Genomic DNA, 13828 nt, shown 5'->3' with positions numbered 1-13828 from the left:
GATGCGGAGAGGGGCGTCCGTCGCCTCGCCCGTCCGCCTCAGCCGCGGCGCGTAAGCGAGAACTGAGCGCCGGAATCGGTGGTGCAGTTCAGCTGTGTCTGCGTAACGAGCGCGCAGTTGACCTTCGACTGCGTGTTGCGCACCAGCGACGTCATGCTGATTTCGACAAGCGTCGGGCTGACATTCACATAGTTGCCGGAAGCAAGCAGCTGGTTGGTGTCGGTGGTCCGCGTCGAGAAGGTCCCGCCGGCGAAGGTGGAAACGATACCGTTCGGATCGACCCAGGCGCCCTCGACGCCGGCCGCCTGGCGGGGCAGCGCTCCGCCGACTTCCCGTGGCGACGACTGGCATGATGCCAGCGCTGCCGCGGCGGCCAGAAGGGTCGGAATGGCGAAAGGCTTCATTGGCGTTTTCTCCCGCGTCTTGCCTTGGCGGTTTCGTTTTGTGCGCGAAACCATGCCGCGATCATGAGTTGAAAGCAAGACCGTCCCTGAAATCTCGACGATTTTGGATCGGATCACGCCAGATCGTAAACGTGATCGATTCTAACATCTTAGAGCGCGTTTCCCTCTTTCCGGACGGTTGGTTTCGCACCTCCGATGCAACCTTGTCACGGCGATGAAAAGCCCGAAGCAGTTATGCTTCGGGCCGTATTTTGCGCCTTATCTGCCGCGGTTTCAGCGGAAGAGGATGTTCCGGAACTGCCACGGATCCTTGGTGTCGAGGTCTTCCGGGAACAGGCCCGGGCGGCCATCGAGCGGCGTCCAGTCGGTGTAGTGGCCTTCGACCGGGCCGAGATAGGGAAGCTGTACTTCCAGGCAGCGCTTGTAGTCCATCTCGTCGGCTTCGACGATGCCCGCCTTCGGGTTCTCAAGGGCCCAGACCATGCCGGCGAGAACGGCGCTCGTCACCTGCAGGCCGGTGGCATTCTGATAGGGCGCGATGCGCCGGGTTTCTTCCAGCGACAGGCGCGAACCATACCAGTAGGCGTTCTTGTCGTGGCCGTAGAGCAGCACGCCGAGTTCATCGATGCCGTCGACGAGTTCGTTCTCGTCGAGAACGTGGTGCACCGGCTGCGCATTGCCGCCGTTGCCGAACATCTCGTGCAGCGAAAGCACGGCGTCGTTGTTGGGGTGATAGGCGTAGTGGCAGGTCGGGCGGTAGGTGACTTCGTCGTCCTTGCCATTAACGGTGAAGAAGTCGGCAATCGAGATCGACTCGTTGTGGGTGACGAGGAAGCCGTACTGCGGACCGGGCGTCGGGCACCAGGTGCGGACACGCGTGTTTGCGCCCGGCTGCTCCAGATAAATCGCCGCCTTGCAGCCCTTCTTGTGCTTCTTGGCGTTCTTCGGCATCCAGGTTTCGTGCGTGCCCCAGCCGAGTTCCGCCGGCTGCAGGCCTTCGGAAATGAAGCCTTCGACCGACCAGGTGTTCCAGAAGACATCCAGCGGCTTCGGCTGCTTGCTGCGCTGGGTGTCGCGCTCGGCGATGTGGATGCCCTTGACGCCCGCTTTCTTCATCAGCTTCGCCCAGCCTTCGCGGTCGTCCTGGTGCGGTTCCTCGTATTTCAGGCCGAGATCGTCGGCGAGGTTGAGGAGCGCCTTCTTGACGAACCAGGAGACCATGCCCGGGTTGGCGCCGCAGGTCGAAACCGCGGTGGTGCCGCCCGGGTTCTTCTGCTTTTCCTTACGCACCGTCTCGCGCAGCGCATAATTGGTGCGCGCGGCGTTGTCCATTTCGGTGTTGAAGTAGAAACCGAGCCAAGGCTCCACGACCGTGTCGATATAGAGCACACCGAGCTTGCGGCAGAGCTTCATGAGATCGAGCGAGGACGTGTCGACGGAGAGGTTGACGCAGAAGCCCTGTCCGCCGCCCTCGGTCAGCAGCGGCTTCAGGAGCTCCTTATAGTTATCCTTGGTCACGTATTCCTTCACGTGACGCACGCCATGGCGCTCGAATATCTCCGTGTCCTTGGCGTCTTCGCGCGGTTCGACCACAATCAACCGGTTCTTGTCGTATTTGAAGTGGCGTTCGATCAGCGGCAAGGTGCCGTGGCCGATCGAGCCGAAACCGATCATGACGATCGGGCCGGTGATCTCGCCATAAACCGGATAGGTGGTATCTGCCATTTGGTCTTCTCCTGAGAAAACATCCCTGTGAGGTTGGTTAAACGCGCGGAAAGCGGGTGCTTGAGTCTCTGTTAAAGCCAGCAGCGCCCGCGCGTTCGATGAACGCTCCGAGGCGCTGAATCATTGCCGTTATAGAGTGTCTTGCCCGCTTTCAGGTGAAATCGTTGAAAGCGGATGCTCTAGAGCATAGTTTCCTGTCACAATAAAGGGCGGCCGCGTCAACCGTGACTTGAGACTTTGCTTAACCGACAATCGCCAGCAACGCCGTGATCAGAGCCTCCCGCTTGCTCACAAGACCCTTGTATGCCGCCTGCGGCAGCGTCAATTCGCTGAGTTGGGCGACGAAGGATCGGGCAAGCGCTGCCGCATCAGGCCGGCTTCTGAGCGCGGCAAGCGGGTCGGAATAGATGCGGATCGTGAAGACGATCGCACCGGTCTCCGGCAGTTTGCGAAGCGTCTGGCGCTCGATGCGGATGAAGGTACCGTCTTCGGAAAGCGAGACCGCCTCGGCATCGACCCCCTCGGATTTCGACTTCGGCAGGTGCAGCGCGCCGTTGACGTTGATCGCCCAGTTGAAGCGTTCGACGAAACGTCCGGGCGAAAGATTGTCGAACATCCGGGTGATGAGTTCGGCATTGCGCGTGCCCTGGCCGAAGCCGGGAACGGGCGCATGAATCTCGTGCATCGCCCGGCCGAATTTCTCTGCGAGCGACCAGGAGGATGGAAAGGCGACATAGGCCGCGGCAAGCCGCCAATCGCCGTGCTTGCGCTCCATGATCGCAAGGTCGTCCTGGATCAGTGAGCCGGCGGTGACGAGGGCGGCATCGCCGGCAAGCTCCACCCGACGCTCGACGACGACCATCGCGTCGCCCTCGCGCCGGTAGAGCGTCGGATAGCGGTTCGGCAGGTATTCGGTGAGCACATTCAGGAGTTCGTCTTGCGCGGCCTCCGTTCCGGCCTCGGCAAGGAAAATGCTCTCGCGCATGGACGTGAGCAGCCGCGCCTTTTCGTCGAGATAGAACTCAAGCGCATCGTCCAGTTCGATCCACCGATCGGGATCGAACTGCACGAGGCCGATCGTGAAGGGTTTCGACGAACCGTCGTAGGGGGTGTGTTTCATACTGGAGGACCGGAAGACTTCGCCACTTAACCATATTTCCCTTCCATTGGCATGGTGGGCATTCGGCCACAAGCGATTCGTGCTATAGCTCTTGCGCGTGTATATTCTTGCTGTAATTGCATTTCCCTAATGCGTTTGCCCGGAGGGATTGAGATTTGACCGTGATTGGCGACCATCTCCAGACCTTGATGGAACTGGAGGCCCGATCGCCCGTATTGATCGCACTTTATGATCAGCAGGACCGTTTGTGTTTTGCCAATCATGCGTTTCGCGCCGCCTATAATCTCGCCGCGGACGACTTTCCGACCTGGGCCGATCTGATGCGGCGCAACTATGCCTGCGGCAAGGGCACGGTGGTGAAGACGGACGACATCGAAGCCTGGATCGCGGCCACGGTCCATCGGCGCGGCAAGGTCCCGTTTCGTGCGCTTGAAACCGACCTTCATGACGGCCGCTGGCTGTGGATGACCGAGACGGTCGACGCCAATGGCTGCATGCTTTGCATTGCCGTCGACATTACCACTATACGCGCCGAGGAGCGTGAGTTGCGGCAGGACCGCGATTTCGCGGTGCGTGCGTCGCAGGTGGACGAACTCACCAGCGTGCCGAACCGGCGCTACACGATGGACAGACTTACCGACTTCATTACGAACTGCACCGGCAATCCAGACATGTGGGGTTGCGTGGCGATCATCGATATCGATTACTTCAAGGCGATCAACGACCGCTATGGCCACCAGCGCGGCGACGAAGTCCTGCTCGATTTCGCCCGCCAGATGCAGGCGATCGTCCGCCGTTCGGACTGCTTCGGCCGAATCGGCGGCGAGGAGTTCATGCTGATCCTGCCCGACACGACGGTCAGCGAGAGTCATCTCATCCTCGATCGGGTGCTGGACAAGGTGCGCAGCGCCCGCCCGCTCTCGAACATCCCGGAGTTCTACTACACCTGCTCCGTGGGACTTGCGGAATACCGCGAGGGCGACACCGTCAACGATATCTATGCCCGTGCGGACGAAGCCCTCTATCTTGCCAAGCGCGAAGGGCGCGACCGCGTGAAGCGCTATACGCTCGCAGGCTCAGACCACGAGTTTCGCCCGGATCAGACCTCGTAGCGAATTGCCGAGATAAAGGCGTCCGCTTTCAAGATCGGCCGGCGAGAGACGAGAAACGCGCGCGCGGCGCTGGCAGATGAGTTCGGAGCGCAGCACGCCCGCAAGCAGGCCGCAGCCGATCGGCGGCGTTTTCAGGATGCCACTTCCGTCATCGAGGAAGACGGAGGTTATCGTGCCTTCGCAAACCTCGCCCTTTTCATTGAGCAGGATGAGCTCGTCGGCCTCCGCCGGCGAAAACTCGCCGCGCGCCGCCTCGAGGAGTTCGCGCCGCGTGGTCTTGAACCGAAGCAACCGGTTGCCGGAATCGACCCTTGTGGCAGCGATCCGCGCGCGCCAGACGGCGTCGTCGGGAAGCGGGGTAAAGGGAGCGGTCGTCACGGCGATGGCGCCGTGGCGGTCGAGCGTCAGGCGGACTCGCAGCGGGCCTTCGGCGCCGCGCACGGCTTCTGTCAGGTGCGCTTCCGCAGCCGCCGCGCCGGCAAAGCCAAGACGCCGCGCCGAGCGCGTCAACCGCGCGAGATGCAGCCGCAGCCGGACGAAGCCGCTCTCCGGCTCGAAGCGAAGCGTCTCGATCAGAGAAAAATCCGTCATCGCGCGATCTCGGCGTCGCCGATGGCGAAGCGCGCCTTCAACAGGCATTCGTCATATTCGGCCTCGGCCTTTGAATCGAAAACGATACCGCCGCCGACGTTGAAGACCGCCCGGCCGTCCGGAAACAGCGAAATCGTCCGGATCGCCACGTTGAATCGCATAACGCCGCTCGGGGCGATGAAGCCGATGGCGCCGCAATAGGCATCGCGCGGCCCGCCTTCCAGGTCATGAAGGATTTCCATCGCCCGGATTTTCGGCGCGCCGGTGATGGAGCCGCAGGGAAAGAGAGCCGCGAAGATATCGGCGATGCCGGTGTCGGGCCGAAGCTTGGCCCTGACGTGGCTCACCATCTGATGAACGGTCGGATAGGTTTCGATGTCGAAGAGTTTTGGGACGTCTAGCGTTCCGACCGTGGTGACGCGGGAGATGTCGTTGCGCAATAGGTCGACGATCATCCGGTTTTCGGCCTGGGTCTTTTCGTCTGCCCGCATCGCGGCGATGATCGCCGCGTCCTCCTTAGCCGTCGCGCCACGCGGCGCAGTGCCCTTCATCGGATGCGTTTCGATCCAGCCGTCGGTGTCGACACGGAAGAACAGTTCCGGTGAGCGCGAAAGGAGAACCGGCCCGTCGAGCGCTACCAACGCCCCGTATTTCACCGGCTGGCGCTCGATCAGCGACCAGAAGGCCGCGCGCGGGTCGCCCGACCAGCGTGCGTGGATCGGCATTGTCAGGTTCGCCTGGTAGCAGTCTCCCTGGCGCAGGTGTTGATGCAGGCGTTCGAACCGGGCGCGGTAGGCGGGAAAATCCCAACCGGCGCGAGGCTCGGACAGGAAGGGCTCGTTTTCCATCCGTCGCTGCGGTTCGCCAAGAGGATGGCCTTCCGCAGGCGCGTCGAAGACGCCGAAGGACATAAGCGGCGTTTCCCGGTCCTCCTCGGCAAAGAGCTCAAGCTTTTCTTCGAAAAGGTGGCCGGCCTCATAGGCCATGTACCCGGCGAGCCACTTTCCGGCGCGATGAGCGCTTTCGAGTTCGGCAAGCCCGCGCCGGAATTCGCCTCGCGTCCGCGCCGTGATGACGCGCGAAGGTTCGGCGAAAACCGTCGTCCGGTTTTCGCTGTCGTCCCGGAAAAGGACATAGGGCGCATTCTCGATCATCGAAGCTGGTCGTCGTCCGTTCAACATCGGGCCGTTGGGGTATGCCTACTGCATGTTTCCTTAAATCGTATTCGATTTAAGGATAAAAACATGCAGCGATTCAAAGAGCTACAGCGGCCTTTGTGCGTCTGAAAAGACGCACGGCGCTGTAGCGGCCTAGGCTGCCTTATCAAGCGCCTCCAACTCGTCGATCAGCCCCTCAATCATCGACAGTCCCTGCGCCCAGAACGACGGATCGGTGGCGTCGAGCCCGAAGGGCGCCAGCAGTTCCGAATGATGCTTGGTTCCGCCGGCTTTCAAGAGCTCGAAATACTTCTCCTGGAAGCCCTTCTCGGCCTTTTGATAGACGGCGTAGAGCGAATTCACGAGGCAATCGCCGAAGGCGTAGGCATAGACGTAGAAGGGCGAGTGGATGAAGTGGGGGATATAGGCCCAATAGGTCTCGTAGCCATCGGAGATCCGGATCGCGGGACCGAGGCTTTCCGTCTGAACCGAGAGCCACAGTTCGCCGAGGTCGTCGGCGGTGAGTTCGCCGTCCTTGCGGGCGGTGTGGACCTTGCGCTCGAATTCATAGAAGGCAATCTGGCGCACGACCGTGTTGATCATGTCCTCCACCTTCTGCGCAAGCATCGCCTTGCGCTCGCGCTTGTCCTTGGTCTGGTCGAGGAGCGCGCGGAAGGTCAGCATCTCGCCGAACACGGAGGCGGTTTCGGCAAGCGTCAACGGCGTCGAAGCCATCAGCGCGCCCTGAGCGCCGGCGAGCACTTGATGCACGCCGTGGCCGAGTTCGTGGGCAAGCGTCATCACGTCCCGCGGCTTACCCATATAATTGACGAGCACGTAGGGATGGACGGAGGGGACCGTCGGATGGGCGAAGGCGCCGGGCGCCTTGCCAGGGCGGACCGGTGCGTCGATCCAGCGGTCATCGAAGAAACGGCGGGCGATCGTCGCCATTTCCGGAGCGAAGGCGTGATAGGCGGAGAGGACCGTGTCTTTCGCCTCGTTCCAGGGAATGACGGCGTTGGGGGTTTCGGGGAGCGGAGCGTTGCGGTCCCAGAACTCCATCTGCTCCATGCCGAGCCATTTCGCCTTCATGGCGTAGTAGCGGTGCGAGAGCCGCGGATAGGCGGCCTTCACCGCGGCGGCGAGCGCATCCACGACCTCCCGTTCGACGCGATTGGCGAGATGGCGGCTGTCGGCGATATCGTCGAAGCCGCGCCAGCGGTCGGAGATTTCCTTGTCCTTGGCGAGCGTATTGGTAATCAGCGCGAAGGTGCGGATGTTCGCCTTGAAAGTTGCGGCGAGCGCCATCGCCGCCTTCTTACGGGCCTCCGGCGAGGGATCCTGCAGGAGATTCAGCGCAACCTCGAGCGGCAACGATTCGCCATCCACGTCGAAGGTGAGCGCCGCGACTGTTTCGTCGAACAGGCGGTTGAAGGCCGTTGCGCCGGTCATCGATTTTTCAAGGAAAAGCTGTTCCAGCTTGTCGTCGAGCTGGAAAGGCTTGTCCTTGCGCAGGTCAAGGATCCACGGCTTGTAGTGTGCCGCAAGGCTGTCCTTTGTCAGAGCCGCATCGATGATACTGTCCTCGATGCGGTTGAGTTCCAGCGAGAAGAACAGAAGATGCGCCGACATGTCGGTGAGCTTCGACTGGACGTCGCCATAGAGCTTGCCGTTCGCCGGTTTGGACGTGTCGGAGAAATAGGTGAGCCCGGCAAAGGAGGCGATCCGCCCCATCAGATCCTCGAGCGCCTCGAACTGCCTCACCGCGGCGCCAATACCCTCGTCGCCGGTCTTGCCGGCGGCCTCCGTCAGCTTGCCCTTCCATTTCTTCTCGAACGCGATGGCGTCGGCCTCCGCCTTCGTCATGTCGGAGCGGAATGCCTCCGACGTGGAGGATGCGTAAAGATCTTCGAGCCGCCAGGACGGCAGATCGCCAAGGTCGGCGGCAGCGCCATGCGCCTGTCCGGCCGTCGCACGAAGCACGGATCGGGTGGTGGAAGCGGCAAGGTTTCGAGCGGATAGCGGCATCTTCGGATTCTCGCATTGGTGGCTGAGGTAACAAGCCATATGGGGCCCATTGCTATCGCCGCCAATGGATAAAATGCAAGCTTTTCTCAAAACATGATGTTCAGTCCTCTATGGCACGAATAGCTGGCATGATTTGGCACATGAGGTTGGCCAAAGAGTACTGCGTGTCCAGAGCAGGAGGCTTTCGTGACATCACATATTCTTGTCATCGATGACGATCCGGTGCAGCGCCGGTTGCTGACGAACATGATCGAACGGCTGGGTCACGTCGCGCATCTCGCCGACAACGGGCGCAGCGGACTCGAAGTGCTGGTGCGCAAGGGTGGTATCATCGACGTCATCCTGCTCGACCTCCTGATGCCCGAGATGAACGGCCACGGTTTTCTCGAGGCGCTTGCCGAACGCGGCGTCGATACGCCCGTGATCGTCCAGACCGGACAGGGCGGCATCGAAACGGTTGTCCAGGCAATGCAGGCCGGGGCCTTCGACTTCCTGGTCAAGCCGGTGTCGCCGGAGCGGCTCGCGGTCGCGATTGGCAACGCGCTGAAAATGGCGCACCGCGACGGCAAGGTGAAAACGTCGCGCCGGACGCGCGGGGGCGCGGTTGGTTTCGACGACATCGTCTCGGCAAGCCCGGCGATGATCCGGGTCATCGACCTTGCCCGTCGTGCCGCGCAGTCCAACATCCCGATCGTGCTCGAAGGCGAGTCCGGCGTCGGCAAGGAGATGGTGGCGCGCGCGATCCAATCGGCGAGCGACCGTGCCGGCAAACCGTTCGTCACCGTCAATTGTGGCGCGATCCCGCACAATCTGGTTGAAAGCATCCTGTTCGGTCACGAGAAGGGCGCCTTCACCGGCGCAACCGAAAAGCACACGGGCAAGTTCGTCGATGCTGATGGCGGAACGCTCTTCCTCGATGAGATCGGCGATTTGCCGCTCGATGTTCAGGTCAAGCTCCTACGTGCTGTCCAGCAGGGCGAGATAGAGACTGTCGGAGCGCGCCATCCGCAGAAGGTCAATGTGCGGCTGATCTCGGCCACCAACAAGGACCTCATCAACGAGGTGCGCGAAGGACGGTTCCGGGAAGATCTCTATTATCGCCTCAATGTCTTCCCGATCACCATTCCGGCGCTGCGCCGGCGCAAGGAAGATATTCCGGTGCTGGTGCGCGCTTTCGTCGAGCGCTTTGCCGCCGAGCAGAGGCTCAATCAGCCGCTGACGGTGTCGAGCGGCGCGATGGCGCTGCTGACGGCCTACGATTGGCCGGGCAACATCCGCCAGCTCGAGAACGCGATTTTCCGCGCCGTGGTGCTTGCGGAGGGCAACGAACTCACGGTCAAGGATTTTCCGCAAATCGCGACCCAGATACCCGGCTACGTCGTCGCCGACCGTTCCGGCTTCTCCTGGGGCGAGGCTGGGCCGGACCGCGTCCCAGCGGCCGGCTATGCCTCGAACGCTCATGCTGATTCGAAGGTCGCGGAGCAACCGGCGTCCCGAGAGCACGCAGCGGACAACCGTCTGGAAAACGCCATCGCCAGCGTCGATGAGGGCGGCGATGTGCGCAAGCTGGCCGAGGTCGAAGAGGAACTGATTCGCTTTGCCTTGAAGTTCTATCGCGGGCAGATGAGTCAAGTGGCGCGAAAACTCGGTATCGGCCGCTCGACGCTCTATCGAAAGCTCAAGGATTACGGCATCGACCCCGACGATCCGCTGCGTGAGGCCGCATAATTTCGACGCATTCACAACTCATTTGCCGTGCAATTGGGGCGCCGCCGTTTAGACCTTGTTAGTGAACTGTTCACTATATTATAAGGGGCGGTGACGACTGTGGCATAATTGCCATGCTGTCACCTTATTTGACAGTCATCTGAGACAACGAAGCACGGTTGTCCGTCGGACGGGGATTGAATGCCAAATTTGTTCGGTTTGAAGAAGCCAGCCGGCTTCTTGGCGCGCAGAGTCTGCTCGGCGATTGCCCGCAAGGCGCCGCAGGTTCTTGCCTCCATCGCTTTGGCGGCGTCCCTCGTCACACCTGGCATGGCACCTCCGGTCGAGGCGGCCGGTCAGACCCGGACCTTGAAGCTTTATTACATCCATACTAAGGAAAAGGCGCAGATCACCTTCAAGCGCAACGGCCGCTACGATTCCAGGGGATTGCAGGAGATCAACCGTTTTCTGCGCGACTGGCGGCGCAACGAGCCGACCAGGATGGATCCGCGGCTCCTTGATCTCGTCTGGGAGGTCTACCAGAAGAGTGGCTCGCGCGACTACATCCACGTCGTTTCGGCCTATCGTTCTCCCGCCACAAACAGCATGCTGCGGTCCCGCTCCAAGGGCGTCGCCAAGAAAAGCCAGCATATGCTCGGCAAGGCGATGGATTTCTACCTGCCCGACGTGAGGCTCAAGTCGCTCCGCGAAATCGGCATGAAGTTCCAGGTGGGCGGTGTCGGCTATTATCCGACCTCCGGCTCTCCCTTCGTCCACATGGACGTCGGCGGCGTGCGCGCCTGGCCGCGCATGACCCGCAACGAACTCGCACGTCTCTTCCCGGACGGCAAGACCATGCACGTACCGTCCGACGGCAAGCCGTTGCCGGGCTATCAGCAGGCCGTTGCCGATTACAAGCGGCGCGTCGGCGCGTCAGCGATCGAGGTTGCCGGCGGCGGTGCCAAGGGACCGGGTGACGTCGCCCGCGGCAAGCGCAGCGGCAACCTCTTTGCCATGCTCTTCGGCGGTGGCGGCGACGAGGATGAAGAACCAGAGGCAATCGCCGCAGGCGCGGCGGACGACGGCGAAAGCGAGGCTCCGGCCAAGGCTCAGACCGCATCCGCGCCGGCTGGGCAGGAGGCGCTTCCGGGTGTCGCGGGTTCGGTCGCCGGCGAGACGTCGGAAGAACAGCAGAATATCAATGCACCGGTTCCGGCTGCCCGGCCGGCCTTCAAAGATACGCCGGCAAACGGTGGCGTAGCGGTTGCGCTTGTCGCGCCCGCGCAAAACAACGCCCAGGAGGCGCTGGCTGCCGCCATGCAGCAGACGCCGGCCGTGCCATCGGAATATGCGGATCTCAGCACGCTGAAGGTGCCGGTTCCGCAGATGCTTGACCGTCGCGATATGAATGCGCTGATAGCCAACGGAACGCTTGTGGCGTCCGCCGACGCCGCGGCCGAAGATGCTCAGGCGCTCGGTTTCGTGCCGGTGCCGGGAATGCGTCCGGCCGGGGAAGCCGCGCTTGCGGCCGTTGCCGATGCCGAGGTCGGTGTCCCGGCTTTCGCGGAACGTCCGGTCATGGCGTCCGCCGAGCCGCCGCGTGACACCGCTGCCCAGGCGGCGACGCGCGTTGCGCTTGCAGCGCCGACAACAGAACCCGAACCAACCGCACAGCCGATCGAAATGGCGGCGTATGCCCCCCGGTCGGATGCAAGTACGAAGGAATCGATCTTCGATAGTGCCTTCGACACGGAAGCCGAGGTGTCGGCAAAGGGCAGCCGGCCGAGGAGGCAGGATGCCGAGGCAGCCAGCCGCTCGTCTGTCCGCACGGAGCCGAAGCTCACGCAGAAGATCATCTCGGAATGGGCTCTCTCGACCGGTCGCGTCGCCACCCTGTCGAAACCGGTCAAGGCGCCACGCTTCGTCAGCAAGTCGCTGCGCGCAGCGCCGACGACGGTTTATGCCGCCGGCTTTACGAGTGGTGTGCGCGTAGTCGATACGGCGCGCTTCAGCGGCAATGCTGTGAACTTCATGGAAGTGAAGAAGTTCAGCACCAACTGATCGCCGCTGTTCTTAAGAAAACAAAAAAGCCCGCCGGCGTACCTGCGGGCTTTTTTTTGTTGGAATCCGTCGAGGAAGCTTATGCCGCGTCCTCGGCAGCAGGAACCATGCCCAGCGCCTGCAGATAGGTGTCGAGGATCGCTTCCTGTTCCATGCGCTCGTCATGGTCCTGCTTGCGAATGGAAATCACCTTGCGCAGGATCTTGGTATCGAAGCCCATTGCCTTGGCCTCGCCGTAGACATCCTTGATGTCGTCCGCGATGGTCTTTTTTTCCTCTTCCAGCCGTTCGATCCGTTCGATGAAAGCACGAAGCTGGTCGCGTGCGACGCCGTGAGCATCCGACATGGTCTTCTCCTTTTATGGGGAATGAATTTTCTTGGTGCTGTGACCTGCCGCGAACCGCCGCCGAGGTCAAGGGCGATTGCGCAACAACGGCGCTATTTCACGGAACACGATCCGGGAGAAGTGCGGCTCGCTTTCCACAGCCATCATGTCTCCCGCGCAAGTGGCACCGCCAGGAATGCTATTCTTTAGGGCGGTTGTGGTCGAAGGCGGCCTTCTGCTCGGCGGATGCCTCCGTCTGATGCCGCGCACGCCATTCCTCATACGGCATGCCGTAGATGATCTCGCGCGATTCCTCCTTGCTCATCTCTATGCCGGAGGCCTCGGCCGCCTCGCGATACCAATTGGAGAGGCAGTTGCGGCAGAAGCCGGCAAGGTTCATCAGATCGATATTCTGGACGTCGCTGCGCTCGCGCAGATGCGTCACGAGCCGCCGGAAGGCCGCGGCCTCGAAGGCGGTCTGCTGATCCTGGCTGAGTTTGGTCATAGGGTCTCCTTTCACAGCGCGTCCTATCAGACGCGCAAAGGACGTTGTAGCACTTTGAATTGCTGCATGTTTTATCCTTAGAATCGGCTGCGATTTAAGGAAACATGCCGTGGTCAGCCGTCATAAGCACCCGTGCGCGAGGGGTGGCGCTGATAGTCGTGCAGCTTCGGCAAGCCGTTGAGTTCCGTCAGGATGGGGGCGAGGCGCCGGGTCCAGGCGGCGACGCCGGCCGCGTCGGCGATCAGGTCCTGTCGGATCTCGATCAGCGCATGGGCAATGCCCGGCGTCATGCAATGCCGATACATGGTATCGCCACGCAGCGCCCCGTCATAGGGCTCGTTGTTGCCGACGGCGATATCGCCCGTTGCTTCGAGCCGTTCGATCAACGGAAACACAGCGCGCGGATCGTTGTCCCAGAGCACTGCGGCGTGCCACGGCCGGTCGACACCCTTCCAGGCCGGCGTGAAGGAATGAAGCGAGATGACCAGCGGCGCCTTGCCGCCTGCCGTGGCAGCCCGCGCGATGGTTTGGGAAACGGCGTGGTGGTAGGGGCGATGAAAGCGATTGAGCCTGTTCTCCCATTCCTCCTCCGTGATCGGATGATTGCCGGGGACGATTGCGCCGTCGGAGATCTTCATGATCAGAGTCGGGTCGTCCTCGCCGCGGTTCGGATCGATAAGCAGCCGCGAAAAGCAGCCGAGCACGGCCGGCGCATCGAGCGCCGCGGCCAATTCGCGTGTGAGCGGTTCGACGCCGATGTCATAGGCAATGTGTCGGGTGAAGGCGCTGTCGGGAAGGCCAAGTTTTCCATATTCCGGCGGGAGACGATTCATGGCGTGGTCGGCCAGAAGAACGAGACCATTCGCCGGATTGCCTTCAATGATCTCGTAAGGGTAATAGTGCTGCATGCCGCTCCTGCTTGATGTTGCGAACGCGAGTTCCTGATCGCATGCACAACGGCCATTCGCAAGAAAAAGGCGAAACTCTTGTGCCTTCTGTCACCAGAATGCCAATTGTAATCGATTAGTGTTGCGTTGACTTTCGGGGCTGGGCATCGCAAGAAAGTGCCACGCAAATCAAAACGGAGTTCCGT

12 protein-coding genes are annotated in these 13828 nt (G+C 61.7%); 3 read left to right on the top strand and 9 right to left on the bottom strand.

The window, feature by feature from the left end:
• Window positions 1-38: 38 nt before the first annotated feature.
• The 3 genes from omp10 to RB548_RS15715 all read right to left on the bottom strand — a co-directional run bounded on the left by omp10 (window position 39) and on the right by RB548_RS15715 (window position 3249).
• Entirely contained in the window at window positions 39-404 is a 366-nt protein-coding gene (gene omp10, locus RB548_RS15725; protein WP_331372187.1) for an outer membrane lipoprotein Omp10, read from the bottom strand.
• 273 nt (window positions 405-677) lie between these two features.
• Window positions 678-2129 carry a homospermidine synthase gene (locus RB548_RS15720; RefSeq protein ID WP_331372186.1) on the bottom strand — a complete coding sequence of 484 codons (1452 nt, stop codon included), beginning with the start codon at window positions 2127-2129 and terminating at the stop codon, window positions 678-680.
• Between the two features lie 241 nt (window positions 2130-2370).
• Window positions 2371-3249 carry a heme-dependent oxidative N-demethylase family protein gene (locus RB548_RS15715; protein ID WP_331372185.1) on the bottom strand — a complete coding sequence of 293 codons (879 nt, stop codon included), beginning with the start codon at window positions 3247-3249 and terminating at the stop codon, window positions 2371-2373.
• Between the two features lie 161 nt (window positions 3250-3410).
• Between RB548_RS15715 and RB548_RS15710 the strand changes: the two genes are divergently transcribed.
• Entirely contained in the window at window positions 3411-4361 is a 951-nt protein-coding gene (locus tag RB548_RS15710) for a GGDEF domain-containing protein (protein WP_331374986.1), read from the top strand.
• On the opposite strand, the gene RB548_RS15705 is transcribed toward RB548_RS15710, so the two are convergent.
• The 3 genes from RB548_RS15705 to RB548_RS15695 all read right to left on the bottom strand — a co-directional run bounded on the left by RB548_RS15705 (window position 4326) and on the right by RB548_RS15695 (window position 8137).
• Window positions 4326-4952: an aminotransferase class IV family protein gene (locus RB548_RS15705; protein ID WP_331372184.1), complete on the bottom strand. Its 627-nt coding sequence runs from the start codon at window positions 4950-4952 to the stop codon at window positions 4326-4328. The two genes, RB548_RS15710 and RB548_RS15705, sit on opposite strands and share 36 nt — an antisense overlap.
• Window positions 4949-6106, bottom strand: coding sequence for an aminodeoxychorismate synthase component I (locus tag RB548_RS15700; RefSeq protein ID WP_331372183.1), 1158 nt, complete (start codon window positions 6104-6106; stop codon window positions 4949-4951). Before RB548_RS15700 ends, RB548_RS15705 begins: the two co-directional genes overlap by 4 nt.
• Before the next feature lie 156 nt (window positions 6107-6262).
• Window positions 6263-8137, bottom strand: a complete 1875-nt coding sequence (locus RB548_RS15695; protein WP_331372182.1) for a M3 family oligoendopeptidase — start codon at window positions 8135-8137, stop codon at window positions 6263-6265.
• Window positions 8138-8323: 186 nt separating this feature from the next.
• On the opposite strand from RB548_RS15695, the gene RB548_RS15690 reads away from it, so the two are divergent.
• Together RB548_RS15690 and RB548_RS15685 are read left to right on the top strand one after the other, a co-directional pair.
• Window positions 8324-9865 carry a sigma-54-dependent transcriptional regulator gene (locus RB548_RS15690; RefSeq protein WP_331372181.1) on the top strand — a complete coding sequence of 514 codons (1542 nt, stop codon included), beginning with the start codon at window positions 8324-8326 and terminating at the stop codon, window positions 9863-9865.
• 180 nt (window positions 9866-10045) lie between these two features.
• Complete coding sequence (locus RB548_RS15685; protein ID WP_331372180.1) at window positions 10046-11905, top strand: DUF882 domain-containing protein; 1860 nt, start codon at window positions 10046-10048, stop codon at window positions 11903-11905.
• A gap of 79 nt (window positions 11906-11984) precedes the next feature.
• Here the strand turns inward: RB548_RS15685 and RB548_RS15680 are convergent, their stop codons facing one another.
• The 3 genes from RB548_RS15680 to RB548_RS15670 form a co-directional block, all read right to left on the bottom strand.
• Complete coding sequence (locus tag RB548_RS15680; RefSeq protein WP_136508132.1) at window positions 11985-12251, bottom strand: DUF2312 domain-containing protein; 267 nt, start codon at window positions 12249-12251, stop codon at window positions 11985-11987.
• A 178-nt stretch (window positions 12252-12429) separates the two neighbouring features.
• Entirely contained in the window at window positions 12430-12735 is a 306-nt protein-coding gene (locus RB548_RS15675; RefSeq protein ID WP_331372179.1) for a DUF1244 domain-containing protein, read from the bottom strand.
• 113 nt (window positions 12736-12848) lie between these two features.
• Entirely contained in the window at window positions 12849-13643 is a 795-nt protein-coding gene (locus RB548_RS15670; RefSeq protein ID WP_331372178.1) for an N-formylglutamate amidohydrolase, read from the bottom strand.
• Window positions 13644-13828 lie beyond the last annotated feature (185 nt).

Origin of the sequence: Sinorhizobium chiapasense, assembly GCF_036488675.1 — a bacterium.
Classification (GTDB): Bacteria; Pseudomonadota; Alphaproteobacteria; order Rhizobiales; family Rhizobiaceae; genus Sinorhizobium; species Sinorhizobium chiapasense.
The sequence above is the reverse complement of the archived record's forward strand: the minus strand, read 5'-3'. Positions and strand labels throughout refer to the sequence as shown.

What these genes read in the sequence shown, in the direction of transcription:
- RB548_RS15700 (WP_331372183.1), bottom strand. Translation starts at nt 6,106, where the DNA reads ATGATCGAGAATGCGCCCTATGTCCTTTTCCGGGACGACAGCGAAAAC.
- omp10 (WP_331372187.1), bottom strand. Translation starts at nt 404, where the DNA reads ATGAAGCCTTTCGCCATTCCGACCCTTCTGGCCGCCGCGGCAGCGCTG.
- RB548_RS15720 (WP_331372186.1), bottom strand. Translation starts at nt 2,129, where the DNA reads ATGGCAGATACCACCTATCCGGTTTATGGCGAGATCACCGGCCCGATC.
- RB548_RS15680 (WP_136508132.1), bottom strand. Translation starts at nt 12,251, where the DNA reads ATGTCGGATGCTCACGGCGTCGCACGCGACCAGCTTCGTGCTTTCATC.
- RB548_RS15705 (WP_331372184.1), bottom strand. Translation starts at nt 4,952, where the DNA reads ATGACGGATTTTTCTCTGATCGAGACGCTTCGCTTCGAGCCGGAGAGC.
- RB548_RS15715 (WP_331372185.1), bottom strand. Translation starts at nt 3,249, where the DNA reads ATGAAACACACCCCCTACGACGGTTCGTCGAAACCCTTCACGATCGGC.
- RB548_RS15675 (WP_331372179.1), bottom strand. Translation starts at nt 12,735, where the DNA reads ATGACCAAACTCAGCCAGGATCAGCAGACCGCCTTCGAGGCCGCGGCC.
- RB548_RS15685 (WP_331372180.1), top strand. Translation starts at nt 10,046, where the DNA reads ATGCCAAATTTGTTCGGTTTGAAGAAGCCAGCCGGCTTCTTGGCGCGC.
- RB548_RS15695 (WP_331372182.1), bottom strand. Translation starts at nt 8,137, where the DNA reads ATGCCGCTATCCGCTCGAAACCTTGCCGCTTCCACCACCCGATCCGTG.
- RB548_RS15670 (WP_331372178.1), bottom strand. Translation starts at nt 13,643, where the DNA reads ATGCAGCACTATTACCCTTACGAGATCATTGAAGGCAATCCGGCGAAT.